Genomic DNA, 25,291 nt, shown 5'->3' on the forward strand with positions numbered 1-25,291 from the left:
CTTCTAGATAACTGAGTAGACCGTCTCTACAAAATCCTTTACTTTTGGTATTAATTATGACTCGCGGAATTTATATCACAGCCAACGATCGCGTGACCGAACACGCGATCGCCCTACTCAACAGCATTCGGTTTTACGATCCTGAAATTCCGGTAGTATTGATTCCTTATGATGACCAATATCAAGCCGTAGCCGAGTTATTGGGTCAAAAATATGGCGTTACGGTCTACGAAGATTTAGAGTTTATCGATCGCCTTTCTAACAAGCTGCATCAGGTGTTTGGCGATCGCTTCTTTGCCCGTCCTAACCAATTTCGCAAACAAGCTTGCTGGTTTGGTTCCTTCGACGAATTTATCTACATTGACACCGACATTGTAGTTTTTGAAAGAATTAGCGATAACCTCAACTACTTGTCGGAGTACGATTTCATTTGCTCCGATTATCAACATGCAGGCGGCATCGCCAATGTCTTCTCAGCCAAAGTATTTGAAGACGGTATTTTTACCGAAGCTGAATGTCAAGATATTTTTAACGGCGGTTTTTGGGGTTCTAAGAAAAATCGCATCTCCGAAGCAGAACTCTATGAAGTTTTTAGTGAGTGCGCGGCACATCCCGAATACTTCGACTTTTCTCAAAAAACTTCAGACCAACCCATCATTAACTACATGATGCTCAAGCGCATTCCCAAGCGCTTCAACATTGTCCGTCGCCCTGGCAAAGCTCCTGGCAATTGGGCAGGAACTCCTCACTTCATCAAAGTTGGTGAAGATCGCCTGATTGATCCTAAAACCAGTAATCAAACCTTGCAGTACCTTCACTGGGCAGGCATGAAAATTCAGCCTGGTTGTTCCTATTGGGAAATTTGGGAGCATTACCGCTATCTCAACGAACCCAAGCCCCAAGCAATGGTGCCCGCGCAACCCACTTGGCTGCAACGAGCCGCAAAAAAGCTCTTAGCTAGTAAGCCCTGAACAGCCATACCTTAACTGAACGTTAAAACTCTCCTGTTTACTGGAAAAGATAGGAGAGTTAGCCCATCATCTTCAAGAGTCCTTGCTGTCCTAATAAGATTTCCCTCAGCAAACTAAAAATTCCGAACCAAATAATCGGTGCAATATCCACTCCTCCCCAAGGCTGAACAATTTTTCGCATCGGAATCAGCAAAGGCTCTGTCGGAATTGCCACTAGAATAAACGGGAATCGATTCAATTCTGCTTGAGGATACCAAGTCAAAATGATGCGGAAGATAAACAACAGCATCATTACGCCTAAGAAAATAGCTAAAGCCAGAGATCCGATCGCAGCAATATCCATAAAAGTTTTGAACGATATATCAACCTATAAATTGTAGATCCGATCGCCAAATCTCAGTTTCCTGAGTATTTGAGATCCGTAAAGAACACGCCTCCCAAGCATTGCGCTAGCGTAGAGATAGACTCTACGAATAGGACTTAGCGGCAAGACTATGGCGAAGCAGCGATCGCTTTACGTATGCAACGAATGTGGTGCAGAATCTTCTCAATATTTTGGCAGATGCCCATCCTGCGGCAGTTGGAACTCTCTGGTTGAACAGCTTATTGCCCCTGCGGCAAATAACCGGGTTGCCGCGATCGCCCGTGGTAGCAAATCTCGTTCGACCGACCCATCCAGCGCTACATCTCCTCAGCCGATCACTGCTCTTACCCTCACTCAAATCAAAGACTATCCATTGTCCCGGATCTCGTCGGGCTACACCGAATTCGATCGCGTTCTGGGCGGCGGCATTGTCCCAGGTTCCCTCGTTTTGATTGGGGGCGATCCAGGCATTGGCAAATCGACGTTATTGTTACAAGTTGCCAACCTGTTAGCCGCAAGCCATCGAACGCTTTATGTCTGTGCCGAAGAATCAGGACAGCAGGTGAAATTGCGATCGCAGCGTTTGGGCATTGCCAATGTAGATCCAAAGAAAAAGTTATCTTCAGGGGACACAATTGGTAACAATTTATACTTGCTGCCCGAAACAGATCTAGAAACAATTTTAAGAGAGTTAGAATCACTCCGTCCGCAAGTGGCAGTGATTGACAGTATTCAAGCGCTTTACTTCTCGTCATTAAACTCTTCGCCAGGGTCGGTGGCACAGGTCAGGGAATGCACCTCCGCACTGATGCAGGTTGCTAAACGTGAAAGTATTAGCCTATTCATTGTGGGACATGTGACTAAAGAAGGCGCGATCGCAGGGCCCAAGGTTTTAGAACATTTGGTCGATACCGTTCTGTATTTTGAAGGCGATCGCTTTGCGAGCCATCGTCTGCTTCGCTCTGTTAAAAACCGCTTTGGCGCAACCCATGAACTGGGCGTTTTTGAAATGGCAGAGGGCGGACTCGAAGAAGTGACTAATCCTTCCGAGCTATTTTTAGGCAACCGCGATGAACAAACCCCTGGTACCGCAACCATTGTGGCGTGCGAAGGCACTCGTCCCCTAGTCGTCGAACTTCAGGCACTGGTTAGCCCCACTAGCTACTCCTCACCCCGCCGCTCAACAACTGGGATTGAATATAACAGACTGTTACAAATTCTAGCCGTGTTGGAAAAGCGGGTTGGAATTCCTCTTTCTAAACTAGATGCTTATGTCTCTGCATCCGGTGGTCTGAATGTGAGTGAACCCGCAGCCGACCTAGGAATCGCGATCGCCATTGCCGCCAGTTTTCGTGACCGAGTGGTTGACCCTACTACCGTTTTAATTGGAGAGGTGGGATTAGGAGGACAGATTCGCCCCGTCTCCCAAATGGAATTACGCCTTAAGGAAGCCGCCAAATTGGGTTTTAAGCGCGCCATTATACCCAGCGCTCAAAGCTTGTCCAGCCTCAATTTAGAGGTCATTCCAGTCTCTAGAGTTGTCGATGCGATCGCGGCAGCCCTGGGTTCAGGACGAGCCGCCTCAGCCGAAAACACGCTTGAGTAACAGGCTTAACCCCCTCTTGACAGCGTTCAAAATGTTTGCAAATGTGATGGGAGCTATTAATAGCTGCTATTTACTGTTCATTTGTTCTGTCTTTAACAGAGCGAAAGGCATGTTACTTATGTTACATAAACCTGAAAGGTCCCACAGCTTAACAATGCTGTCTTCCTTAATACTGATCTATCGTGTAATAGGTCTTCGGCAGTGCTGAATCGCGAGATGAAAGTCTGGTTTTCCTGCTCTCTTAGGGCAGGGGCTAAGGGTTAGATTTGGTCGCAACGCGGCGAGATAGACCTCTCCCCAAACCCTCTCCTAAAGAAAAGGGGCGTTGATTCAGATTCATGCTTTCACTCGAAACGCCCGTCTTAGCTTGCTTCTGCTAAGTTCTTTCTTTTACATAAGTTCTCATTAAAAATTTTCTTTCGCAGGCAAAACCTGATTAATTTTTGGCAAACTTTCCGTGGAATTGAACTGATAACAATTTCCACCTTGCCCAAATCGGAGTATACTGCCTCAGGTATAGTTCGCTTGTTTGGTCTTAATACTTTAGTAAGCCTTCGCACCATTTTTTGGGTGCAGTCCACTGCTCAATAAACTGGACTTTTCTGCTCATCTGAAAAGTAAGGAAAAATAGTTCGTGCGCTCACTCAGAATCATCGGGATCTTTCTATCAACCGTTGCGGTGTTCCTTGCCCTCAACTGGTTTCTCAATACTCTCATGCCGCTCAATCAACTCAATAGCTTACAGCCTTCAAGAGCAGAGGTTTTAAACGAAGATACGCTTAGCTCTACTGCTTTGCTAGAATGCCACGTGAGCCGAAACTGGACGACCAGTAGCCCAGCACTTTTGCTGAACTGCAATGGCAGCGAAGTTGGAGTTCAACAAGAGCCTAAGAATATTAAAAATCTTTCCTCAAAAATTGTGGCTCCAGGGCAGAAGAAGGCGATCGCCGTTAGTGATCCTGTGGTCATGATTGGTAAGATGGCATCAGGCAGAAACAGCAACGTGATTGAAGCAGATCTGTTGGCATACGGTAACCGCAGCAGTAATCTTTCGGCTTTACAAACCAATGGTGTTTTACAAATTATTAGTGCAGAAGTGACGGGTCTTCTTGGCATTCTGCTCCTTTTCATTGACTGGCGCTTATTAAGAGCGCGTCGCGCCCGCATAGCAGGTGAAGTTCTGCAAGCAGAAAAGGCTTATGCTTCTTCTGGGCAGAAGACCAGAGAGCAACCGCCATACCAGCACAAATACTAACTTTGTCTAGATATCTGGAAAGCTGAAGCGTTTTGTTATGTCGAACGCCTCAACTTTCATCTGACTCTACCTGTTGATTGAGATCCTGTTTGACTGAGACGCTGTTTTCTTAAATACTGTTTGCTTAGACTTGCTGAAAACCTTAGTGAAAAGTCTCGGCAGCTAAAGACAATCCTTCTTGGGAAACTGGGCGGTTATGAAGCACCATTGTAGTGTTGGTATTGCGCTCAAAGCCAATGCGTTCATAGAAACTTTGCTGATGGGTCGTTACCAAATAAACCTTTTCTACATGGTTTACATGGGGATGCATCAACGCTGTTTCTACTAATTTGCGCCCTAGCCCTGCCCCCTGATAGTCAGGATCAATCACTACGTCCCAGATGGTGGCGCGGTAAATTCCATCGGATACAGCACGGGAAAAGCCAATCAACCGATCGCTATCCCATGCTGTTACGACAGGTTTGCTGTTAGCAATGGCGATCGCCCAATCTTCGACCCGCCGCTCTTGTGCCCAATGCGCTGTCTTTTGAAACAAAGCCTGTAGCTCATGCAGATCAAGTGCGCGGGTGCATACGCCCTGCATTTCTTCCTGATAAAAACAAAACTGAATGTGGCGGCAATCCATATTCTAATAAATCTCCTTAACCCTTCATTCATGCAGAGATTAGCAGCTAACTTCATTCCATGCTGTTCAATTCCGTCCTGATTTACCCAAATCATCTCAGAATTTTCTTGGGAGGGGAAGGTGACATGGTGCCTGATACTATGGAATCCATAGTAATAACCTGCTCCCGAATCTGCTCACAAGATCAACAATTCACAAGTAAACTCTCACGAAGATCTCGAAGTCACCCCTCGTGGGTATCTTGAGCGATCGCCCCTAATACCCAAAGGTATGAACCTCATAAAACGTCGTCGTTCTCCCGTTATTTTGTTTCTGCTGCTCTTATTTTGGAGTGCCATTTTGGGTCTAGGTTTAGCACAGGCAGCCTCGCCCAATGCTGATACCTCTAATGCTAATATCTCTGCCGCAGCGCTAACAGAAGCAACTATTGGAACCGTAGATGCTGTGCCTGCCAATTTTCAGCTTGGACAAGAAGTTTACCTAGAGAACTGCGCTGCTTGTCATGTGGGGCTGCCTCCAGCTATTTTGCCTAGCCAAACTTGGCGATCGCTGATTCAAGAATCTCAGCACTATGGTGCCATCATCCCCACGATTCAAGAGCCACTCCGCCAAGCCGTTTGGAACTACCTCTCCACCTACTCCCGCCCCATCAACAAAGGCGAAGAAGTGCCATTTCGCATCGGGAAATCTCGGTTTTTCAAAGCGCTGCATCCCAAAGTAAATTTTGCCGAGCCTGTCACCCTCAATAGTTGTGCTACGTGCCATCCTGCTTCTGCACAGTTCAACTATCGCAGCCTTAGCCCAGAGTGGACAGATTCCCCCTAACTAAAGCTTAAGTGACGGCTGGTGGGGGAATCCTCACTCTGGATTCTCCCCGCTCATGCCTCATCCCGGTGATACCATAGAGGAGAAATTGCTAGTCTGCAAACTCTTAATATTCACTTGGAAAATTCTTAGCTACATTTCTAAGAGGTTGCCAGGTTTTAAAGAATTTGTACCTAGCATTCATCCAACTTCGCCGACCTTTGCGTCTCACTGCTGCCATGCTGAAGAATTTGCTGGGTGATCCTAATGCCCGAAAGCTCAAAAAATATAAGAATGACATTGTTGAGGTCAACTTACTGGAACAGGAAATCCAAGTCCTTTCCGATGAGCAACTGACGGGAAAAACTGAAGAATTCAGGCAGCGGATAAAAAAGGGCGAAACATTAAAAGATATTTTACCGGAAGCCTATGCAGTCGTGCGGGAAGCAGGAAGGCGTGTTTTAGGTCTCCGTCACTTTGATGTGCAAGTCCAGGGCGGCATGGTGCTGCATGATGGGCAAATTGCTGAAATGAAGACTGGGGAAGGAAAAACCTTAGTTTCGACCCTACCTGCCTATCTCAATGCCTTGGAGGGTAAGGGCGTTCACGTCGTTACGGTGAATGATTACCTGGCGCGCCGAGACGCAGAGTGGATGGGACAGGTTCACCGTTTTCTAGGCTTGAGCGTAGGGCTAATTCAGCAGGGCATGAGTTCTGAAGAACGCCGTAAGAACTACGCCTGCGATATTACTTACGCCACTAACAGCGAGCTAGGCTTTGACTACTTAAGGGATAACATGTCTACTTCTATGGCAGAGGTGGTACAGCGTCCCTTTAACTACTGTGTCATTGACGAAGTGGACTCGGTGCTGATTGATGAGGCTCGGACACCGCTGATTATTTCAGGACAGGTCGATCGCCCCAGCGAAAAATATACCCGTGCTGCCGAAGTTGCTGCTATTCTTCGGCGCATGGAAAACGAGGACGACTTAGAAAATCACTACGAAGTTGACGAGAAGCAAAGAAACGTTCTGCTTTCGGATAAGGGCTTTGAAGAAGCTGAGAATCTGCTGGGCGTGACTGATTTGTTTGACCCCAACGATCCGTGGGCGCATTTTATCTTTAATGCCATCAAAGCCAAAGAATTATTTATCAAAAACGTGGCGTATATTGTCACCAACGATGGTGAAGTGATTATTGTTGATGAATCGACTGGGCGGGTGATGCCCGGACGGCGCTGGAGCGATGGCTTGCACCAAGCGATCGAAGCTAAAGAGGGTGTTGAAATTCAGCCTGAAACTCAAACGCTGGCAACTATTACCTACCAGAACTTCTTTTTGACCTACCCCAAGCTGGCAGGGATGACGGGAACTGCTAAAACCGAGGAAGCAGAGCTAGAAAAAATCTACAAACTGGAAGTGACCATTATCCCGACCAATCGCCGCAGCGGACGAAAGGATATGCCCGATGTGGTCTACAAAACTGAAGATGCTAAATGGAGTGCGATCGCCCAGGAATGTGCTGAGATGCATGAAACGGGTCGCCCTGTTCTGGTGGGTACGACGAGCGTTGAAAAATCAGAAGTTTTGTCGCGGCTATTGAGCGAGCTTAAAATTCCCCACAGCTTGCTCAACGCTAAGCCCGAGAACGTAGAGCGAGAGTCAGAAATTATTGCCCAAGCTGGACGTAAAGGCTCAGTCACCATTGCTACCAACATGGCGGGGCGGGGCACAGACATTATTTTGGGCGGTAACGCTGAGTACATGGCGCGGCTGAAAGTGCGGGAATATTTGATGCCTCGGTTGGTCATGCCTGAAGATGAAGGTGACTTTACCTCTGGGCAACCTCGTTTAGGCAACGGACGGGGCGGCGGACAAGGCTTTGTTCCAGGTAGCCAGAAAAAGATCAAAACGTGGAAGGCTTCGCCCCAAATCTTCCCGGTGCAACTTTCCCGTGAGACGGAGCAAATGCTAAAGGAGGCAGTGGATTTTGCAATTAAGCACTACGGTGAGCGATCGCTGCCTGAGCTAGAAGCTGAGGATGTAATTGCTACTGCTGCTGAAAAAGCGCCCGTAGAAAATCCTGCCATCTTGAAGCTGCGGGAAATTTACAACCTATTGCGCAAGCAATATGAGCAGTACACGAGTGCTGAACATGATGAGGTGACTTCATTAGGTGGATTGCATGTGATTGGTACCGAGCGCCACGAATCGCGCCGAATTGATAACCAGTTGCGCGGACGGGCAGGGCGGCAGGGTGACCCAGGTTCAACGAAGTTTTTCTTGAGCTTGCAAGATAATCTGCTGCGAATTTTTGGGGGCGATCGTGTGGCGGGGCTCATGAACGCCTTTCGCGTAGAAGAAGATATGCCGATCGAATCGGGAATGTTGACCCGTTCTTTAGAAGGCGCTCAGAAAAAAGTCGAAACCTATTACTACGATATTCGTAAACAGGTCTTTGAATACGACGAGGTCATGAACAACCAACGTCGCGCCATCTATGCTGAACGACGGCGAGTATTAGAAGGGCTAGACCTGAAAGAACAGGTGATTAAGTACGCTGAGCTAACGATGGATGACATTGTGGATGCCTACGTTAACCCCGATCTACCGCCTGAAGAATGGGAGTTAGACAAGTTGGTGAGCAAAGTTAAACAGTTTGTTTACCTCCTTGAAGACATGGAGCCGTCCCAACTCGAAGACATGAGCACTGGAGAAATTAAGTTCTTCTTGCATGAACAAGCCCGGATTGCCTACGACCTAAAAGAGGCGCAGGTTGATCAGATTCAATCGGGGTTGATGCGGCAGGCGGAGCGGTTCTTTATCCTTCAGCAAATTGATACGCTCTGGCGTGAACATTTGCAGCAAATGGAAGGGCTACGAGAATCGGTGGGTCTGCGTGGCTATGGTCAGAAAGATCCGTTGATTGAGTATAAGAGTGAAGGCTACGAGTTGTTTTTGGAAATGATGACGAGCATTCGGCGGAATGTAGTCTACTCGTTGTTCCAGTTTCAACCGCAGGCGCAGCCAGCCGTGCAGCCTTCGGAGCTAGTTTAGGACTCTAGAAAATCTGGTTTTAGAGCGAGGGCGATCGCATTCACGCGATCGCTCTTTTTTAGAATCTTTGGCGTGAAGGGGCTAGGGGGTAGGTTTAGTTTTAACGCAGCTACATAGACCTCTCCCCCAACCCCTCTCCTGAAAGAAAGGGGCTTTGAGCGGATTCATGCTTTCAGCAATGCCAAATTTTTAGAGGGAGCAAACAATGCAAACAACGCAACCTAAGCCAGCTTTGCTCGGATCTCTTCCACCCGCTTCCGGTTAACGCCCAGATCAGACTGCCCTAACCGCGAGGCGGAGCGGACGTGAATGACCTTAGCGTTGTCATCGACAAAAAACTCCACATCATCGACAAAGCCCATGAGTCCGCTAGTGAACTCGGCATAAAGGTAATTGCTGTCTTCGGTAACAATGGCAGCACGCTCCATGCTTTCCGTAACAGATTTGATTTTTGCTAGGGCTTCAGAGGCAGAAGTGGTGTAAGCGATCGCTTCTACCTTGTGTTCTGCATCAGGTGCCTGACTGCTAACACAATTGGGTGTTCCCGGACAAGCCGCTAGCCTGCCATCCTTAACGCCTAACGTATCGGGACGTTTGCCAGAAAATGAAAACAGAGGTTTGTTTGCCATAGCGATTTGAGTAGGGGCTAAAAAATAGGGAGAAGGAACGTAATGAGAAGCAGCAGGGGCAAGGGCTACGCTTGGGGCAGCCTGTGCCAGCCAACAAATGGTGGTCAGGAAAATCGAGCAACAGATCATGAGTCCTGACTTCAGCATATTTTTTTGAGATCGCGGAGACTGCGTTACCTAGTATTGCGCAATCTTCACCCTGGTAGACAGTTATCAGGCAAAATCAGTTTTTCATGCAAAATCAAACGATTTCCTAGGGGGTCATAAGCATAAATTTCCCGACCGTGGGTAGCCACGATGATTTCTCCAGGAGGCGGACACCCTAATGCGATGAACTGGGCGATCGCGCCTTCCAAGTCATCAACTTCCACACATAAACTCATACCGCCTGCGCTGCTTTGCAGATACCGCGAGGGTCGTCCAGAAAATTCAGCAGCCTGATTTTTTTGGGGCTTAAAAAGTCCTAATCGTAATCCTGGTAACCGAAACTCGGTGTAAACCTTGGGAATATGCACGGATGGCTCTTGCCCAAACAGCAAACGATAAAAACGCACTAGCGTTTCGCCATCAGCATCAACCAGGGTGACAAAGATGTCTTTAGTATGCAAAACCATCATGCTTTTTATGCAGATTGAGGATGTAAAAATAAGCGATCAAATGCAGAACTTGTAAATCAATCGACTACTGTTGAAGATATAAGAATTTAACCCAAGCATAATCTACAAAACAATGAAACTAGCAGCCAGAGTAGGGCAGGTTACGCCCTCTTTAACGTTAGCGATCGATGCCAAAGCCAAAGCGATGAAGCGCGATGGTATTGACGTTCTCAGCTTTAGTGTAGGCGAACCTGACTTTGATACGCCGTCCCATATTCGCGTAGCGGCTGAGGCGGCGCTGGCACAGGGGAAAACTCGGTACGGGCCTGCTGCCGGAGAACCCAGGCTGCGGGAAGCGATCGCCCAAAAGCTGCAACGCGATAATAATCTCTGCTACGAAGCCGCCAATATTGTCGTCACCAATGGTGGCAAGCATTCTCTGTTTAATATCATGATGGCGTTAATTGAGCCAGGAGATGAAGTCATTATCCCGGCACCGTTTTGGGTGAGCTATCCGGAGATGGTCAAGCTTGCTGAAGGAACGCCCGTGATTGTGCAAACGAGTACCGAGAGTGGTTTTCGGATTACGCCCGATCAGCTTAGACAGGCGATTACACCCAAAACTAAGTTTTTAATTCTCAACTCTCCCTCTAACCCAACTGGGATGGTTTACACTCCTGAAGAAGTGAGAGCGATCGCCCAAGTTATTGTGGAAAATGACATTTGGGTCATTTCTGACGAAATTTACGAAAAAATTCTCTACGATGGAGCCGAACACCTTAGCATTGGCTCGGTCAGTGCCGCCGTTTTTGACCGTACCATTGTCAGCAGCGGCTTTGCTAAAACCTATGCTATGACAGGCTGGCGGGTAGGTTTTTTGGCGGCACCGTTACCCATTATTAAAGCAGTTGAAACGATTCAGAGCCACAGCACTTCTAACGTTTGTACTTTCGCTCAGTACGGGGCGATCGCGGCATACGAAGGCTCTCAAGATTGTGTTACGAAAATGGTCGAAGCATTTACCGAACGGCGGCAGGTTATGCTGGAATATCTCAACAGCATTCCGGGTTTCACTTGCATTGCGCCTACTGGAGCTTTCTACATGTACCCTAACATTAGCAAGCTTGGTATCAATTCCCTTAATTTTTGTAGTGGCTTACTCGAAACGCAGCAGGTTGCTGCTGTTCCGGGTGTAGCGTTTGGTACGGATGATTGCATTCGGCTTTCCTATGCAACAAGTGTTGAAAACATTCGTAAGGGGATGGATCGTTTGACAGCCTATGTAGCGGCGATCGGGTAATTTCCAATTAAATAAATGAAGTCCGTATTTTTCAGGATTGGCACCAGTAAGACGTAGCAAATGAGCAGTCAGTACACTTCCAGAACCCTCTGTATATAAAGCTTTCAGGGGTTGAAGCCATATTGACAACGCACCAAAATCCTTCTATTTCTAAGGAGTGTGTTTCTTTGAATTGAGGGCTTTGATATGCGGCATTGGTTCGGCTGGGGTTCGACTGGGGCTTGCTTTGCGGTAGCGTTCGTTAAGCTGAGAGAAGGAGATTTTATGACGGGGGTTAATTGCTTGGTCTTTGGTGGTATTTGTTGGGGGCTATCGAAGATATTCCTGAAGTAGCGAGCGCGCTATTCGCCACAAACAGTGAGCAGGGGGATAACAATAGTGTTGTCCCCTATGTTTTTAAGGGAGTCAATAAACCTTAAATATGGAAGGAATAATTTCTTTTGAGAATTATCAGTTCGGGTATTCATTGAAGGGTAGAAGCGATCGCCCCGCCATTCTTTTTTTGCATGGGTTTATGGGCGATCGTCACGACTTTGCCCCTATTACATCATGCTTAATTGAGCACTACCAATGCCTGGCGATCGATCTGCCTGGACATGGAAAAACGCAGGTTATAGAAGAGGCTGAATGCGGCATGGCACTGACTGCACAAGCCATCATTGGAGCCTTAGATCAACTTCAGATTCCACAATGTTTTTTAGTTGGATATTCTATGGGAGGTCGGTTGGCACTATATCTCACCCTTCACTTTCCAGAGCGATTTATTGGAACTATGCTAGAGTCGGCTTCCCCAGGATTAAAGACAGAAGAGGAAAGAAACCAGCGATCGCAGCGAGATTGGCAACTGGCGACGGAATTAGAGACAACAAACTTTTCTGAATTTCTGACAAATTGGTACAAGCAGCCATTGTTCGCTTCAATGACGCGCCTTACGGATAGCTCGAAGAGCGCGCCTAGATTTGAACAAATGTTAGCGCGTCGGCAACAAAATCAACCCCATGAACTAGCAAAATCTCTGCGCAGTTTAGGCACAGGCTCACAGCCTTCTTTGTGGGCAAAGTTAGCGCACAATCAAGTACCTTTATTGCTATTAGTCGGTGAGTTAGATCAAAAATTTGTGCAGACCAACCAAGAAATGCAGATGCTCTGTTCCTCAGCACAGCTTCAAATTATGGCAGAATGCGGACACAATGTTCATTTTGAGAATGTGCTGGGTTTTGGTGAGCGCTTAAGAGAGTTCTTGCTGGCAATTGTTTAACTCTTTAACCAATAATTGCTCTAAAAGTTAAGTTTATTCTGAGTTTTACCTTCCTCGTTGTTTTAGAAACTTGGTGCTGCCAAAAATGCTGGGTTTCACCCGCCATTAGAAGAAAACTCCCATGCGTTAGGTCAACTTTTTCGGGTTTCATTTCCTTTTTGTACCTATGCCGAAACCTAAACCTTCTGGTTGCTCCAAAGCTGACAGATCCAATTACAGGGTTTTCACCTAATTCTGACTCTGCATCAGTATGCCAGGAAATTCCGTCATTTCCATCACGATAAAGATTGAGCAGGACACTATTAAACTCAACCTCTGCGATTTTTTCGATTCTTTTCTTTATGTGCAATAAAGTTGGTGTCCAAAGTTCAGGATAAAGACGAATACCTGAGAATTTATATGATTTATCTTTGTCTCCGTACCAAGCAGTTTTTCTAGGCAAATCTGTTTCCTTGCCATACATTTTTATTTTATCCTGTCGCCAATTAATTTCATTCTCTAGACTTTGCAAAAATTTATCACTTTCTTCTTTGTTGAAGAAGTTTTGGTAGAAGATAACTTTCGCATCGGGCATGTCTAAGACTTCTTCTAAAGTTTCATCGGGCTTGACTGCATTTTTAATAGATTTTTCATCAAAAAATAGCTCTCCTTGAATAGGTTGTGCAGCAGATTTACTTTTCATAAGGATTATTAATTCGTTGTTGAGTTAAGTTCACACTGAATTGCCACTCACACCTAGTTATCTTATGCTGTTTGTATCGTCTAGTTTTGAAGTGAAAAACTTCTTTATAGATTGGCTCTTCAGAAGTCACTAGGTTAGTAATTCGACAAGATTGTGAGAATAAATTGCAGAAATCGCTTAATCTGTAGCGGCGATCGCCACTTGGGCTTATGCAGATAAAGCGATTTAAGCCTTGAAAAGAATCAAGTATCAATCCATGTAACTTGTGTAGATCAAATGTGTCTACGTCAATTATATTAGAGAAAAGATGAACCTTAATGTTATGTACATCAGAAACTAAGTTACTAGACTCTAAGTTATCCATGTACTTGTTAATTATTCGTATATTGAAACTAGCGGAGGGTTCAGACTGAAGCATCTGGCAAGTAAAGTTATAGCCACGTTTTAGTGATATTAAAGAAGGCTCTATAAGTGTGATTGACACTATGTTGGGGTTAAGTTTCTTTTCAATAAAATAATCAATTAAAGTACAAGTTGCCAATGCTTGACCGCATCCCCAATCAATAATCTCCAGATTTTTACCATTAGTATATTGAAAGTTAGTCGAGGCAAACGCTGTAAAAAGCTTGTGAAAATGATGCGCCCCATAAAAGGCGATGTACTGGTCACATTTCATCCTATTGTCTAACACTGCTCTACCATGGTCTAGAATTTCAAGAGTGCTTTGGATGTCCTCAGTATATTTACATCTTTCAATACAAGGCTTGTAAATGTTGCTAATAAATCTTATATTTGCTTCTTCTAGAGTTAAAGCGTTCATTTTGAAGCAATCAATTAGTGTGGTGTTTCTGTCTATTAGAGTGCCCACGCTATTCTTTCGGCTCAACAAGCACTTGATTGATAGTTCCCCTGATATGATTTGTAAGTCTCCTTATGGGACTAATCATTTATCCACAATCTCTTACCATGGTCTTTCCAACGCAAGTTTATCCAGTCATTTGGTACCATAACCATGTACGACTGATTGATCAAACGCGTCTACCCAACGAGTATTCTGTAGTAGAAATTAACCGCTGCGATGATATGGCAGTGGCAATTAAAACCATGATTGTCCGAGGTGCGCCTGCTATTGGAGTAGCGGCAGCCTATGGAGTTTACCTCGGTGCGCGAGAAATTAAGACTGACGATCGCTCGTTGTTTCTCTCTGAGCTTGAAGACGTAGCGCAAAAGCTGCGGGCAACTCGTCCTACGGCAGTCAACTTGTTTTGGGCGATCGAACGAATGATGAAAACGGCTCGCCAAACGATTGGCACGGTCGAACATTTGAGACAAATACTGCTCGAAACTGCCCAAGCCATTAACGCTGAAGATATTGAAACCTGTCAGGCGATCGGCGATTTTGGGCTGCAAGCACTGCCAGCCAGCCCTGCCAAGCTACGGCTACTGACCCACTGCAATGCAGGTGCTCTGGCAACGGCAGGATATGGCACAGCTTTGGGCGTAGTGCGATCGGCATGGCGCGACGATCGCCTGGAACGAGTCTATGCTGACGAAACCCGTCCCCGATTGCAGGGCGCAAAGTTAACGGCTTGGGAATGTGTGCAAGAAGGCATTCCCGTCACCGTCATTACCGACAGCATGGCAGCCCATTGTATGAAACTGGGCATGATTGATGTCGTGGTGGTGGGTGCCGATCGCATTACCGCCAACGGAGACGCTGCCAACAAAATTGGCACGTACAGCCTAGCGTTAGTGGCAAAGGCGCACAACGTTCCTTTTTACGTTGCCGCTCCCCTATCAACAGTAGACTTTAGCCTCAACGATGGTGGTTTAATTCCCATTGAAGAACGTGACCCTGAAGAGGTTTATCAAGTCGGTGATACTCGTCTTTGTCCGGTCGGTGTAGAGTTCTACAACCCTGCATTTGATGTTACACCTGCGGCATTAATTACAGGCATTGTTACGGAGCTAGGAGTGGTTAAGCCTGCTGACCTAGTGCATTTCCGCGAGAAGCAGGTTGGATAAACGCCAACTGCCAAAGCTGTTATGCTTTCGTCGGCTTCAGCATTTCTACCAGCACATGATGGGCTTCCTTGGCATCTGCTAGTTCGTGGTCAAAATCGATTCGCAGAGGTTGGGTTGTACCGTTTGTTTGTACGCTCAAATCCATTCCTTGAGAATCGATTTTGACCATTTCTGCGGCGGTCACATGAGTTACTCCACCATATTCTGTAGCATAGAAGACTACTGAATCGGCGTGGTCTTTGTTCATGTGCTTACAGATGCGATCGCTCACTTCAACAGGAAAAGCAGTAGACATAGTTTTAGGGAGTAGAGTGTAGATAAAAGGAAGCGATTCGGAACAAGCTAGTAGCAATAAACCCAATCAGCGCAATGCTGATTAAAACATTTAGGATATCTTTCAACTTTTGCATTCGATTGATTTTATCAGCGATATTTTATCAGCGATAACCTTACTCTACTATGCTCACGCGCCTTTCTCTTGATGAAGGACGGGTAGGATTGCAGATTTGCGTTTGGGAATGGTGAATGACACGGGATTGGGCGCAGCGGTGATAGGCGCAGGCTGAGTTGGAAGCACGGTGGAGGGGGCAGACGGAACGGGACGGTTGAGAATACGCCATTTATCGGCATTAGATGCGATCGCCAATAATCCTCCCAAAGCGATAAAAAATGGCAGTGGCAGCGTTAGCCCTTGCATCCATTGGTAAAACTCTGCTGCCCCAAAAAACAGTACAAAGCAAACTGCCCAAACGCGCATTTTCTTATCCCTAAATGTACTCCTGCCATAGTATAGTTCGCAAATTATTTCTTGGCTGTAAGGTTTTTGGGAAGGGCTGCACTCATTACTTCCTCAAAATGTTCAACGACTGGAAACGGGTTATAAAAATGATGCAAGAGTTGTTTCCATTGTTGATACTCTAAAGATTGCCGAAAAGTTAGCGTGTGTGCTTCTAACGTTGTCCAACGGACTAGCAGTAGATACTTTCCTTGTGCCTCTAAGCAGCGATATAATTCATGGGAAAGATATCCTTCTATTGCAGAAATAAGCGCTGAAGCTTGCTTAAACGCAACTTCAAATTCTGTCTCCATGCCTGGTTTAACGTTGAGTGTTACGGCTTCGAGGATCATAGTTTCACTCTGTATCTGGTTGCCCAAGCAAGATCTGGTTGACCAAGCAAGCAAGGATTAGGGAGTTTTACACCTGTTACCCACCCCGTAATAAGCGATCGTACTCTGCATGGGTTCCAATCCAGAACCATGCTATATCACCTTGATCTTCTAGCGCTAGAGCGCGATAATGTAGACCCACTCGCACTGACCAAAATTGTCCTACTTTCTTAAAGTGCAGTGATGGATATCGAGAATCTTGCTTGAGTAGCTCGTAGCAGCGGTCAGCAAGATTTTGAATCTCCTCAGGCAGTTGTCGATAGTGATGCCAAAAGTCAGGAGTTGCACGATACTTCACAGGTCAGTACAATGCCCTTCCTGTAAGTGCTGCAAAGCTTTCTCAGCCAATTGATTAAGCCGACCCGCAGCCACATCTTCCTCAAACTGCCGATCCCAGATCTCTGCGTCAAACTCTGCGAACCAATCTCGGAAGGCAGAAAGTTCTTCGGGGGACAATTGGCTGACAGCCCGTTCAATTTCTTGCAAGTTACTCATAGGGATAACTTAAACATTGGCAGAACTTTCTTGAATATACTGCTTTACAGGAAGCCTTGATAAAAGTAGCGCGATCGCCTAGCAAAACCCGACCTGCATTCCATTTTCCATCTCTAATGTGTCGCCCATGTCGGTGCCATTGTGATATGCCGCTAGTAATACCTCGCTGGTTTTTCCCCAAGCGATCGCCCCACTCGCATCTAGCCCGATCGCCCCTAAGTCTCGACCATTTTTTAACGACTCAACAAACGATCGCTCAAATGCCTCTGGCAGCGAGAGTCCATCCGTTACTCGCACTACAATTCGCGCTGCCAAACATTCGTCAATAATGTCTTCGCCAATGCCCGTGCAGCTAATTGCCGCGTCTGCTGTCGCATAATTTCCAGCAGGCATAGCTGAGTCGCTGACGCGCCCAATCCGCTCAAACCCTTTGCCGCCTGTTGAGGTGCCCGCCGCGAGTTTTCCCTGGCGATCGAGCGCCACTACGCCAATAGTTCCGCGTCCTGCCGTTAGTTCTTTTTCGGCAACCACGCCTGCCATTGTCTTATCAAAGTTGCCCGTCCGCTCTTGAATCCATTCTTGTAGCCGTAGATCCGTTAATGGATCGTAGGCTGGAATGTGGAGTTCGCGCAGGAGTTCGGCAGCGCCTTGATCAGAAAGAACGCGATCGCTGGACTCTTGCAGAAACTGCGCCAGATCAATAGGATTCTTAACTCGTGCCGTATTGATCACGCCGCTAAAGCGTTGCAAATCGCCATCCATCAACGCCGCACTCATGCGAATTTGTCCGTCCGACTGAAGCACCGAACCTGTGCCCGCATTAAAGCGCGAATCATTTTCTAGTAGCCGACAGCCCAATACTGCCGCAGCCGCAGCACTTGCCCCTTGCAGCAACGCGCCATACACTTCTTCAATGACGGCATATAAAGACTGGCGCACCGCATCTGCGCCCCCTTTGCCTTTGAGAGAACTTCCCGCTCCTCCGTGAATAATTAGCTTCGGCTGCACTTGCACTGCTGACATAAATCCCCTATTTTTCGCTAACTTGATCGCTGGGCTGAGAACGATGACGACGGCAACGTTCCGAGCAATACTTAACTTCATCCCAGCAATCTTCCCATTTTTTGCGCCAGGTAAACGATCGCTGGCAGACGGGGCAAATTTTGGTCGGCAGATCTGATTTTAGGCGTTGACGCGGCATGGAATGGGAGGATGGAAATTATTACTTCTTGATTATGACGATTTCTTCGCTAGCCCATATTCGGATTGTTTTAGTTGAACCCGCCGGAGCTTTGAACGTGGGTTCCGTGGCACGGGTAATGAAGAATATGGGCTTGGCTGATTTGGTGCTGGTTAAACCTCAGTGCGATCGCCTGGGAGCAGAAGCGCGCCTGATGGCGGTACGGGCATCTGATGTGCTGGAGTCGGCACGGGAAGTAGAAACATTGGCAGAGGCATTACAAGGATGCGTTAAAGCGATCGCCACCTCAGGGCGCGATCGGGCTACCTTTACCACTCCCATTGAAATGCCCAGATTAGCGCTGCCGTGGCTCTTGGATGCGCCTGCCGCCCTGATCTTTGGTCGAGAAGACAGCGGACTCACCAACGCCGAGATGAACCACGCCCAACGCCTGATTCAAATTCCTTCCACCGCTGCTTACCTCTCCCTCAATCTTGCCCAAGCGGTCGGCATTTGCTGCTATGAACTGGCTAGCGCGATCGCGTCAAGCTCTCTACAAGAGTCTGATCCAATTGACCCGCCTCTTGACCCGCCTCTGGATCTCCCCAACCCCCCATCGCTTCAGCTTGCCCCCCTTGATGATTTGGAAGGATACTACCAACAGCTAAATTCCCTTCTTCTCGAAATCGGCTACCTTTACCCTCATACTGCTTCCAGCCGCATGGAAAAATTTAGAAAATTGCTCAATCGGGCATATCCGACAACTAGCGAAGTGGCAATGCTGCGAGGTGTCCTCAGGCAAATGGCATGGGCGCTCAAGTCTCGTTCCTAAATACATCTGCATCTAGAAAAGTTTTACTCAAATCTCTCTTGCTCAAGGTTCCCGATCGCAGCAAAAGCTTTCGTAAAACTACTCAAACCAATCGTTCTAAAAGTCAGGGTTTAGCAACATTTATGCCCCAATTGTTAAAAACAAAGAAATATTTATTCGTTAACTCCACATTTCGCTAAATTCAGTAGAATCATTTCTGCAACAAAGCGCTAAATTTAGATGCGCTTCCAGTCCTGCATCATTCAGAGGTAACCCTGTGTTGGAATTTAGTAACCGCCCCGACTCTCGTCGCCGCTCATCTCGTACACAGGCTCCTACCCAACCTCCCACCCCAGAACAACTGGATGTGCCGATTCAGAAGCAAGGTGCAAGACGGGCTCCCAGTACAAAGCAGTCATCGTCTCGGCGCGAACCCTCTAAGACATCTGTGAAGAGTCGCCGTTCTACCCGTCCTGCCCCGACCTTGCCGGATGATTCACTTCAGGGCGCTACCGTGCGGACACCCGGAGCCGTGCGCCCAAAGCGTAAAAGATTTTTCCTATTTGAACTTTTCTCTCGTAGCCCCGTAGCCAGAACTCGTCCTCTTTCCCCCCGATCGCCAGAAAAAAAGCCAGCCCTCAGTTCTTCCCGCCCCGAACCCCCGAAGCGCCGCAGTCGCCCACCTGCCTCGCCCGCGAAACTGCAACGACCTACCTCACCGTTAGTTTATGCCGTGCGGCTCTTAATTGTAGGAGTGGGCGTAGGCGCGATCGCTGGAACCAGCCTATCAGTATGGAATCCTGCTCTACGATCGTCTGCCGCCGTTGCCCAAGTCACTCCGCCTCAAATTATGGCGGCTAATGCTCTGAGCGGTGGGCAAAACATGGGACATATTGCTAAAAATACCCTGGGTGCTGGGCAAGAACTACCTGGGTTAATCGCCAAAATTGCACCGATGACTCAAGGGTTAACAGATTTAACGCCTGGCGTTTTCATGGTGGATTTAGATAAGGGCAACTACTACTCGTTTAATGGCGATATGGTTTTCTCTGCTGCCAGCATCATTAAAGTGCCCGTCTTGATTGCTTTCTTTCAAGATGTCGATGCTGGAAAAATTCGGCTAGATGAAACTATGACGATGGAGACAATAGATATTGTCGATAATTCTGGGGAAATGCAGTATTCTGCCCCTGGCACAAAGTATTCTGCTCTTGAAGTGGCAACTAACATGATTGTCACTAGCGATAATACTGCCACCAACATGATTATTCGGCGACTGGGCGGCATTGACAAAGTGAATCAGCGCTTTAAGCAATGGGGGCTTCAGCAAACTGTCCTCCGCGATCGCCTCCCCGACTTAACAGGCACGAATACTACGACTCCTAAAGAAATGACGACTCTCCTGACTGCCGTCAGCCAAGGACAACTCATTTCTATGGCATCCCGCGATCGCGCCATGTTTATTATGAGCCAGACTGAAACCGATACCCTTTTGCCAGCGGCAATGGGCGCGGGGGGGCAAATTTCTCATAAAACAGGCGATATCAAATCTATGGTGGGTGACACCGGCATTATCGATATGCCCAGTGGCAAACGCTACGTGATTACCACGCTGATGAAGCGCCTTGATAATGACAGTCGGGCACAGGATTTAATTCGGCAAATTGCCAGCACAATCTACCAGCATTTAGATTCTGCTAACCCCTCTGTAGAAGAGCCAGCCGCAGAGACATTAGATGTCCCGCAAGCTGAGCCTACTGTTATGGAAACAGAAGCCGCGATCGCTGACTCTGAAACCACCGCCGCTCCTATTCCTTAATTTAATAATTTCTATTTTTTAATTAGCAGTTAACAGCATCCTCCCCCGTCATAATGCCAGGTCGAATCTGTGACCATTATTTCGGCAGGAAATCCAACACTTAATTTCTTTGCCGTTTTGTCGCAAACTGCCAAGGGTATGCCCCGCAGCATAATATGCCCTGCGCGATCGTCTAGCGCCTCTTCAGCGCCGCTGTAAATTGCCGTTTTTCCTGTAAAGATGCAGACTCCATCGGGCGCAATAGGCACCTTAAATGACACAGAATCGAGGCTTTCGAGCAGTAGTGGCGTTTCTAGTTGGTAATTCTGAGCATCTAATAAGCGGTAGGGACGACGGGCACGAATTTCAATTTGCCCAAATCCTACTTCCACCAAATGCTGAGTGTATTGCTCATACGTTAATGCCCCGGATAAGCACATGGCTCGCAGTCGTTGATCTTGCTGAAGGTGGGAGGGAATGGGGCGAGTGGCGATCGGGTCACTCATAATCAGCCGACCATTAGGTTTAAGAACTCGATATGCCTCCTGGAGCGCTCGTACCAAGTCTGTAGGCTCAAAGATATTAAACAAACAGTTTTGTGCGACCACATCGACTGATTCATCGGCAACCGGCAGAGAAAAAGCATCGCCACTGCGAATTTCAACAAAGCTCGGCTCAAACCAATCATTCTCCTGTGCTGCTGCCGCTAAGTTACGGGCTGCCGCCGATCGCATCCTTGCCACCGGATCGATCGCCACTACGCCCCCCGGTCGCCGCGAAAAATAGGCAAACTGAAGCGCCTCCAACCCTCCCCCCACTCCTACATACAGCACGGTCGGTTCTCCCGAAAGCTCTGCGGCATGAACCGTTGTGCCACACCCGTAGTTCATTTGCTGCATCAGTTCGGGCACGTTTAGCCCAGGAAATTGCAGGGGCGTACTTTGAACACAACAAAGCCCAATTTGCGGGGTTTCTGCAACTTCACCATAAAATTGAGCAGCAGTTTCGAGATAACTCATAGAGAATTCCTACATGCAATAATCCTGAACACAATAATTCTAACGGGACTGAACGAGCCAAACTTGAGCAATTAAATCCTCGTTAAAAGCTGTTTAACCAGTATTTGCTGAAAGATTCTTGAACTGGGCACTTAATCAACTGCCACAAGCGATGGCACGTAACATTCCATCCAAGGGTCTACTAAGGAAAGAGAGGAGGAAATGCCCTATGGAACTGACCAAACACTTTGCTGCTGCCCTAACCGCTGGATTCGTTACCACTGGACTGCTGGTTTGTAGCGCCGTGCAAGCCAAAGCTGAATTCAAAGCTCTAAGTTTAGCCCCAGGCTTTTCCCCTAACCCTGAAGTTATTAGTGGGCGATCGGGCGGTACACGCTCAACGCCAGACTGCGGCTACGTCAAGGCTGCTAGCGCTCCTGATTATGTAGTGACACTCACTAAGCCCTTCACTTCCCTGAGGGCATCGGTGCAGGCATCAGGTGATGTGACGATGTTAATTGAAGGGCCCAACGGTCGGGTTTGCTCTGATGACGTTAACGGCTTAATGCCCGAGGTTTCTGGCTCTGCCCTGGCAGGCACCTACCGCGTTTGGATTGGCGATTATGTGGGTAAGGCAGACAGCGGCTTTAGCTATCAATTAACCCTACGTGAAGATAGCTAACAGTTCGCAAGTCATCTTTATTTTATCGTTCGACTATGCAACGGATCAAGCAGGAGTTTCAGCTACAGTACAAGCATCCTAACGGACAACTTTATCAGGGAGACGCGATCGCCTGGCTAACATCTTTAGAAAATGAGAGCGTCGACCTGATTTTTGCTGATCCTCCTTACAACCTTAATAAAGCTGAGTGGGATAGTTTTGACAGCCAGGAAGACTATGTAAGCTGGTCGCTGCAATGGATACATCAGGCTGCGCGGGTGCTGAAGCCGACGGGTTCGCTGTACGTATGCGGCTTTTCAGAAATATTGGCAGATTTGAAGCATCCTGCCTCGCAGTATTTTAAGGGATGCCGCTGGCTAGTGTGGCATTACAAAAATAAGGCGAACTTAGGGAACGATTGGGGGCGATCGCACGAGAGCATTATTCATTTTCGTAAGTCTGTGGCGGTCAAACTCAATCTTGACGATGTTCGGATTCCCTATGGCACCCATACCCTCAAATATCCTTCTCATCCCCAAGCCGACAGTAGCATTTATAGCAATAGTAAAGACGGCAATGGCAAACCGCGCGATCGTTGGCTGCCTCACCCTAAGGGCGCAAAACCCAAAGACGTGATCGACATTCCCACGACCTGTAATGGCATGGGCGAGACTACTCCCCACCCTACTCAAAAACCCGAAGAACTGATTAGAAAGTTTGTGCTGGCATCCTCTCAACCCGGAGACTGGGTGATTGATCCGTTTTCGGGGTCAGGCACAACGGTTGTAGTGGCAGAGCAGTTGGGGCGGAGGTGGATGGGTTGCGATTTGAGTACAGAATATCATCAATGGGCGATCGCCCGTCTTGAGAGTGTTCGTCGCCTGACTCCAGAAGAATGGATTGCCTTCGATCGCAACAATGCTCAGCGGCGAGGAGCGATTCGCTCCTGATCTCTTTGTGAAGCACAAAGGCTTAAACCCAATGTCTAAAACCGTCCTGATTACCTCGTTTGCAACCTGGAAGAGTAATCAACGCACCAATTCTTCTGATGAGCTACTGGAAGAAGTTTTGCAAACCTCTAACCTGCCGCCCTCGGTCTATTGGCTCAGACAATTGCCTGTTAATACGCCTGTTGCCAAGGACATTGCGATCGCTCAAGTTATTCGGCTTCAGCCCCAAATAATGCTCTGCTGCGGCATGGCGGAATTACGAGAAAAACTGAGCTTGGAGGTGCGGGCTGTGGTAAGTAATCAAGTTCTTCAAACTTCAATTCACTTAACAGAACTTATGAAGGACTTATCCCACAGTGAAATTAGTTTTGATGCAGGTCGATTCGTTTGCAATAGTTTTTATTATTCCATGATGAATTATTTCAGAATGAATGATTCGATCAAAGAGTCAATCAGCAGATCTTCAGTCAGTGATTCACAAAATACTAATTCACAGTGTGCTTGTCTGTTTATTCACGTTCCCATTTTGACAACCCTGAACCGATCGCAAATTTTGATGGATTTTTGCAAAATCTTGAATAAATGTGTGTTTTAATTGGCAGACGTTTAAAATACCTCTTATCTCAAAGCTTGACCAATTTACGATGAAGTGGCAATATTCAGCCTATGTTTACAACTCGCCGTCGCTCCATTCGTTCTAGCAGTTGGTCGCGTAAAAAGACCCGTCGTTTTCCTCGCCCCCTTCCCCTACTAGCTATGGCAGTAGGCGTGTTGCTGGGGTCTGAGCTACTGCTAAGGGCGATCGCCAACTTATCAGGCTTAAATGGGCAATTCGCCCAGGCTGCTAACGAACTTGCCCAAGCTTATCAACTGCAATTTCTCAGCCCCGATGGACAGGCTTACAAAACCCTGCCCAGTTCCGGCAAGCTTCTAGCCAACCGCGATCCGTTGATGGGCTACCAGCTACAGCCTAAGCAATCAACTCAATTTTGGACTGTCAATGCTCAAGGCTTCCGCGATGTAGAAGACGTGCCTCGGCAAAAACCCAGCAATGAAACTCGAATTTTTGTGCTGGGAGGTTCAACTGCCTTTGGTCAGCTTAGCTCTAGCAATCAGGCGATGTTTACCCATCAACTAGAGCAACGCCTGAATAAGCAGGTGGCAGCCCAGCGCGCCAAACCTAACGCTTACCAGCCTGAGTTTTTACCTTACACCGCTGATGAAGTCGAAAAAGTGCTTCAGCGTGCCACCCGTCTGCCCGATCGCCAATATCGGGTGATCAATGCTGCGGTTCCGGGCTACGCTTCAGGTAACATCGCACAACTCATGGAGCGGGTTGCCGACTATAGCCCCGATGTCGTGATTGTACTGGGGGGCTATGATGATTTGCTTTTACCTAGCGCTCGGAGCGCCGTAGAAATTCCTGGCTTAGACGATATTCTGGCAGGCAAAGGTGAAAACTGGGGCGCTCAGTTTATGAATGCAATGGGCAACGGCTTCAATAACTTGTATTTGGTGCGGGCACCACAGGCATTTCAAAAAGCGGATAAAGTTGACCCGCATGTCGTGCGATCGCTCAACATCGCGGCTACGCCTTTGCCCGTTGCCCAAAGCCTTGCCGCTAATCCTTCCGAGCTAGATTTGCGCGTTGCCCATTACCGCAACCACTTACAGCAAATGGTGCGTTGGAGTGCGGCAGCTAAAAAGCCTTTGTTTATTGGCATTCAGCCCGAAGTCACCGGGTATGGCAAAACTCAACCTACTGCTGAAGAGGTCGAAATTCTTAACCAATTGGGCAAGAACTATCAGGAGCAGGTTCGCACGGGCTACGACAAGTTGGCGACCGTGGCGGCAGAAGCGGCACAGGGCTCGGCGCAAGCTAAAGTCATGAATCTTTATGGCATGTTTGGTGAAACGGGTAAGGGTGGCATGTTCTTGAATGCTACAAATTTGACCGACTCAGGAAATGCGATTTTGGCAGAGCGCTTTTATCGGGCGATCGCCACAGATTTAGCCATTAAGCCCAAGCCTTTTGCCACTAGTGAATAACATTCCTGCCT

The 25,291-nt window shown here is 47.5% G+C and carries 27 protein-coding genes; 14 read left to right on the forward strand and 13 right to left on the reverse strand.

The window, feature by feature from the left end; translation table 11 throughout:
• The first annotated feature begins 56 nt into the window (after nt 1-56).
• The gene (locus KME11_18130) at nt 57-971 is read left to right on the forward strand and encodes an alpha-1,3-mannosyltransferase family protein (GenBank protein ID MBW4517128.1); all 915 of its coding nucleotides are present in this window, start codon (nt 57-59) and stop codon (nt 969-971) included.
• A 58-nt stretch (nt 972-1,029) separates the two neighbouring features.
• Here the strand turns inward: KME11_18130 and KME11_18135 are convergent, their stop codons facing one another.
• Entirely contained in the window at nt 1,030-1,314 is a 285-nt protein-coding gene (locus tag KME11_18135; protein ID MBW4517129.1) for a YggT family protein, read from the reverse strand.
• Nucleotides 1,315-1,465: 151 nt separating this feature from the next.
• Here KME11_18135 and radA point away from each other — a divergent pair, with 151 nt between their 5' ends.
• Both radA and KME11_18145 read left to right on the forward strand, forming a co-directional pair.
• A complete protein-coding gene (gene radA / locus KME11_18140) occupies nt 1,466-2,941 on the forward strand; it encodes a DNA repair protein RadA (protein ID MBW4517130.1) in 1,476 nt (491 codons plus the stop codon).
• Between the two features lie 634 nt (nt 2,942-3,575).
• On the forward strand, nt 3,576-4,196 hold the full coding sequence (locus tag KME11_18145) for a hypothetical protein (GenBank protein MBW4517131.1): 621 nt from the start codon (nt 3,576-3,578) through the stop codon (nt 4,194-4,196).
• A 142-nt stretch (nt 4,197-4,338) separates the two neighbouring features.
• Here KME11_18145 and KME11_18150 read toward each other — a convergent pair whose 3' ends face one another.
• Entirely contained in the window at nt 4,339-4,821 is a 483-nt protein-coding gene (locus KME11_18150; GenBank protein ID MBW4517132.1) for a GNAT family N-acetyltransferase, read from the reverse strand.
• A gap of 270 nt (nt 4,822-5,091) precedes the next feature.
• Between KME11_18150 and KME11_18155 the strand changes: the two genes are divergently transcribed.
• Both KME11_18155 and secA read left to right on the forward strand, forming a co-directional pair.
• Nucleotides 5,092-5,646, forward strand: coding sequence for a diheme cytochrome C (locus KME11_18155; GenBank protein MBW4517133.1), 555 nt, complete (start codon nt 5,092-5,094; stop codon nt 5,644-5,646).
• 218 nt (nt 5,647-5,864) lie between these two features.
• Nucleotides 5,865-8,681: a preprotein translocase subunit SecA gene (secA, locus tag KME11_18160; GenBank protein ID MBW4517134.1), complete on the forward strand. Its 2,817-nt coding sequence runs from the start codon at nt 5,865-5,867 to the stop codon at nt 8,679-8,681.
• 221 nt (nt 8,682-8,902) lie between these two features.
• On the opposite strand, the gene KME11_18165 is transcribed toward secA, so the two are convergent.
• Both KME11_18165 and KME11_18170 read right to left on the reverse strand, forming a co-directional pair.
• Entirely contained in the window at nt 8,903-9,457 is a 555-nt protein-coding gene (locus KME11_18165; GenBank protein MBW4517135.1) for a DUF1499 domain-containing protein, read from the reverse strand.
• A 47-nt stretch (nt 9,458-9,504) separates the two neighbouring features.
• Nucleotides 9,505-9,924, reverse strand: a complete 420-nt coding sequence (locus tag KME11_18170; protein MBW4517136.1) for a glyoxalase — start codon at nt 9,922-9,924, stop codon at nt 9,505-9,507.
• A 115-nt stretch (nt 9,925-10,039) separates the two neighbouring features.
• On the opposite strand from KME11_18170, the gene KME11_18175 reads away from it, so the two are divergent.
• Both KME11_18175 and menH read left to right on the forward strand, forming a co-directional pair.
• Entirely contained in the window at nt 10,040-11,206 is a 1,167-nt protein-coding gene (locus KME11_18175; protein MBW4517137.1) for a pyridoxal phosphate-dependent aminotransferase, read from the forward strand.
• A 421-nt stretch (nt 11,207-11,627) separates the two neighbouring features.
• Nucleotides 11,628-12,464, forward strand: a complete 837-nt coding sequence (gene menH, locus KME11_18180; GenBank protein ID MBW4517138.1) for a 2-succinyl-6-hydroxy-2,4-cyclohexadiene-1-carboxylate synthase — start codon at nt 11,628-11,630, stop codon at nt 12,462-12,464.
• A 4-nt stretch (nt 12,465-12,468) separates the two neighbouring features.
• Here the strand turns inward: menH and KME11_18185 are convergent, their stop codons facing one another.
• Nucleotides 12,469-13,038: an alpha-ketoglutarate-dependent dioxygenase AlkB gene (locus KME11_18185; protein MBW4517139.1), complete on the reverse strand. Its 570-nt coding sequence runs from the start codon at nt 13,036-13,038 to the stop codon at nt 12,469-12,471.
• A gap of 1,074 nt (nt 13,039-14,112) precedes the next feature.
• Between KME11_18185 and mtnA the strand changes: the two genes are divergently transcribed.
• The gene (gene mtnA / locus KME11_18190) at nt 14,113-15,171 is read left to right on the forward strand and encodes an S-methyl-5-thioribose-1-phosphate isomerase (GenBank protein MBW4517140.1); all 1,059 of its coding nucleotides are present in this window, start codon (nt 14,113-14,115) and stop codon (nt 15,169-15,171) included.
• A 19-nt stretch (nt 15,172-15,190) separates the two neighbouring features.
• Here mtnA and KME11_18195 read toward each other — a convergent pair whose 3' ends face one another.
• The 7 genes from KME11_18195 to KME11_18225 form a co-directional block, all read right to left on the reverse strand.
• Complete coding sequence (locus tag KME11_18195; GenBank protein MBW4517141.1) at nt 15,191-15,466, reverse strand: DUF2470 domain-containing protein; 276 nt, start codon at nt 15,464-15,466, stop codon at nt 15,191-15,193.
• A 168-nt stretch (nt 15,467-15,634) separates the two neighbouring features.
• Nucleotides 15,635-15,928 (reverse strand): hypothetical protein, encoded by a 294-nt coding sequence (locus KME11_18200; protein MBW4517142.1) that lies wholly within the window; start codon nt 15,926-15,928, stop codon nt 15,635-15,637.
• A gap of 44 nt (nt 15,929-15,972) precedes the next feature.
• The gene (locus KME11_18205; GenBank protein ID MBW4517143.1) at nt 15,973-16,299 is read right to left on the reverse strand and encodes an antibiotic biosynthesis monooxygenase; all 327 of its coding nucleotides are present in this window, start codon (nt 16,297-16,299) and stop codon (nt 15,973-15,975) included.
• Between the two features lie 76 nt (nt 16,300-16,375).
• Entirely contained in the window at nt 16,376-16,636 is a 261-nt protein-coding gene (locus KME11_18210) for a hypothetical protein (protein MBW4517144.1), read from the reverse strand.
• Nucleotides 16,633-16,833: a hypothetical protein gene (locus KME11_18215; protein ID MBW4517145.1), complete on the reverse strand. Its 201-nt coding sequence runs from the start codon at nt 16,831-16,833 to the stop codon at nt 16,633-16,635. The genes KME11_18210 and KME11_18215 overlap by 4 nt, the downstream gene beginning before the upstream one ends.
• Before the next feature lie 78 nt (nt 16,834-16,911).
• Nucleotides 16,912-17,856 (reverse strand): isoaspartyl peptidase/L-asparaginase, encoded by a 945-nt coding sequence (locus KME11_18220; GenBank protein ID MBW4517146.1) that lies wholly within the window; start codon nt 17,854-17,856, stop codon nt 16,912-16,914.
• A 7-nt stretch (nt 17,857-17,863) separates the two neighbouring features.
• On the reverse strand, nt 17,864-18,034 hold the full coding sequence (locus KME11_18225; protein ID MBW4517147.1) for a DUF2256 domain-containing protein: 171 nt from the start codon (nt 18,032-18,034) through the stop codon (nt 17,864-17,866).
• 34 nt (nt 18,035-18,068) lie between these two features.
• Here KME11_18225 and KME11_18230 point away from each other — a divergent pair, with 34 nt between their 5' ends.
• Both KME11_18230 and KME11_18235 read left to right on the forward strand, forming a co-directional pair.
• Nucleotides 18,069-18,845, forward strand: coding sequence for an RNA methyltransferase (locus KME11_18230; GenBank protein ID MBW4517148.1), 777 nt, complete (start codon nt 18,069-18,071; stop codon nt 18,843-18,845).
• A gap of 679 nt (nt 18,846-19,524) precedes the next feature.
• Nucleotides 19,525-20,643: a class A beta-lactamase-related serine hydrolase gene (locus tag KME11_18235; protein ID MBW4517149.1), complete on the forward strand. Its 1,119-nt coding sequence runs from the start codon at nt 19,525-19,527 to the stop codon at nt 20,641-20,643.
• Nucleotides 20,644-20,672: 29 nt separating this feature from the next.
• Here KME11_18235 and arsM read toward each other — a convergent pair whose 3' ends face one another.
• Entirely contained in the window at nt 20,673-21,641 is a 969-nt protein-coding gene (gene arsM, locus KME11_18240; GenBank protein MBW4517150.1) for an arsenosugar biosynthesis arsenite methyltransferase ArsM, read from the reverse strand.
• A gap of 208 nt (nt 21,642-21,849) precedes the next feature.
• On the opposite strand from arsM, the gene KME11_18245 reads away from it, so the two are divergent.
• From KME11_18245 to KME11_18260, 4 genes are all read left to right on the forward strand, one after another.
• Nucleotides 21,850-22,302, forward strand: coding sequence for a hypothetical protein (locus tag KME11_18245; GenBank protein ID MBW4517151.1), 453 nt, complete (start codon nt 21,850-21,852; stop codon nt 22,300-22,302).
• Nucleotides 22,303-22,337: 35 nt separating this feature from the next.
• A complete protein-coding gene (locus KME11_18250; protein MBW4517152.1) occupies nt 22,338-23,231 on the forward strand; it encodes a site-specific DNA-methyltransferase in 894 nt (297 codons plus the stop codon).
• Nucleotides 23,232-23,262: 31 nt separating this feature from the next.
• Entirely contained in the window at nt 23,263-23,826 is a 564-nt protein-coding gene (locus KME11_18255; protein ID MBW4517153.1) for a hypothetical protein, read from the forward strand.
• Between the two features lie 71 nt (nt 23,827-23,897).
• Nucleotides 23,898-25,280: an SGNH/GDSL hydrolase family protein gene (locus KME11_18260; protein MBW4517154.1), complete on the forward strand. Its 1,383-nt coding sequence runs from the start codon at nt 23,898-23,900 to the stop codon at nt 25,278-25,280.
• Nucleotides 25,281-25,291: the final 11 nt, after the last annotated feature.

This window comes from Timaviella obliquedivisa GSE-PSE-MK23-08B (genome assembly GCA_019358855.1).
Lineage (GTDB): Bacteria > Cyanobacteriota > Cyanobacteriia > Elainellales > Elainellaceae > Timaviella > Timaviella obliquedivisa.

What these genes read in the sequence shown, in the direction of transcription:
- KME11_18130 (MBW4517128.1), top strand. Translation starts at nt 57, where the DNA reads ATGACTCGCGGAATTTATATCACAGCCAACGATCGCGTGACCGAACAC.
- KME11_18135 (MBW4517129.1), bottom strand. Translation starts at nt 1,314, where the DNA reads ATGGATATTGCTGCGATCGGATCTCTGGCTTTAGCTATTTTCTTAGGC.
- radA (MBW4517130.1), top strand. Translation starts at nt 1,466, where the DNA reads ATGGCGAAGCAGCGATCGCTTTACGTATGCAACGAATGTGGTGCAGAA.
- KME11_18150 (MBW4517132.1), bottom strand. Translation starts at nt 4,821, where the DNA reads ATGGATTGCCGCCACATTCAGTTTTGTTTTTATCAGGAAGAAATGCAG.
- KME11_18155 (MBW4517133.1), top strand. Translation starts at nt 5,092, where the DNA reads ATGAACCTCATAAAACGTCGTCGTTCTCCCGTTATTTTGTTTCTGCTG.
- secA (MBW4517134.1), top strand. Translation starts at nt 5,865, where the DNA reads ATGCTGAAGAATTTGCTGGGTGATCCTAATGCCCGAAAGCTCAAAAAA.
- KME11_18165 (MBW4517135.1), bottom strand. Translation starts at nt 9,457, where the DNA reads ATGCTGAAGTCAGGACTCATGATCTGTTGCTCGATTTTCCTGACCACC.
- KME11_18170 (MBW4517136.1), bottom strand. Translation starts at nt 9,924, where the DNA reads ATGGTTTTGCATACTAAAGACATCTTTGTCACCCTGGTTGATGCTGAT.
- KME11_18175 (MBW4517137.1), top strand. Translation starts at nt 10,040, where the DNA reads ATGAAACTAGCAGCCAGAGTAGGGCAGGTTACGCCCTCTTTAACGTTA.
- menH (MBW4517138.1), top strand. Translation starts at nt 11,628, where the DNA reads ATGGAAGGAATAATTTCTTTTGAGAATTATCAGTTCGGGTATTCATTG.
- KME11_18185 (MBW4517139.1), bottom strand. Translation starts at nt 13,038, where the DNA reads ATGCCCGATGCGAAAGTTATCTTCTACCAAAACTTCTTCAACAAAGAA.
- mtnA (MBW4517140.1), top strand. Translation starts at nt 14,113, where the DNA reads ATGGTCTTTCCAACGCAAGTTTATCCAGTCATTTGGTACCATAACCAT.
- KME11_18195 (MBW4517141.1), bottom strand. Translation starts at nt 15,466, where the DNA reads ATGTCTACTGCTTTTCCTGTTGAAGTGAGCGATCGCATCTGTAAGCAC.
- KME11_18200 (MBW4517142.1), bottom strand. Translation starts at nt 15,928, where the DNA reads ATGCGCGTTTGGGCAGTTTGCTTTGTACTGTTTTTTGGGGCAGCAGAG.
- KME11_18205 (MBW4517143.1), bottom strand. Translation starts at nt 16,299, where the DNA reads ATGATCCTCGAAGCCGTAACACTCAACGTTAAACCAGGCATGGAGACA.
- KME11_18215 (MBW4517145.1), bottom strand. Translation starts at nt 16,833, where the DNA reads ATGAGTAACTTGCAAGAAATTGAACGGGCTGTCAGCCAATTGTCCCCC.
- KME11_18220 (MBW4517146.1), bottom strand. Translation starts at nt 17,856, where the DNA reads ATGTCAGCAGTGCAAGTGCAGCCGAAGCTAATTATTCACGGAGGAGCG.
- KME11_18225 (MBW4517147.1), bottom strand. Translation starts at nt 18,034, where the DNA reads ATGCCGCGTCAACGCCTAAAATCAGATCTGCCGACCAAAATTTGCCCC.
- KME11_18230 (MBW4517148.1), top strand. Translation starts at nt 18,069, where the DNA reads ATGACGATTTCTTCGCTAGCCCATATTCGGATTGTTTTAGTTGAACCC.
- arsM (MBW4517150.1), bottom strand. Translation starts at nt 21,641, where the DNA reads ATGAGTTATCTCGAAACTGCTGCTCAATTTTATGGTGAAGTTGCAGAA.
- KME11_18245 (MBW4517151.1), top strand. Translation starts at nt 21,850, where the DNA reads ATGGAACTGACCAAACACTTTGCTGCTGCCCTAACCGCTGGATTCGTT.
- KME11_18250 (MBW4517152.1), top strand. Translation starts at nt 22,338, where the DNA reads ATGCAACGGATCAAGCAGGAGTTTCAGCTACAGTACAAGCATCCTAAC.
- KME11_18255 (MBW4517153.1), top strand. Translation starts at nt 23,263, where the DNA reads ATGTCTAAAACCGTCCTGATTACCTCGTTTGCAACCTGGAAGAGTAAT.
- KME11_18260 (MBW4517154.1), top strand. Translation starts at nt 23,898, where the DNA reads ATGTTTACAACTCGCCGTCGCTCCATTCGTTCTAGCAGTTGGTCGCGT.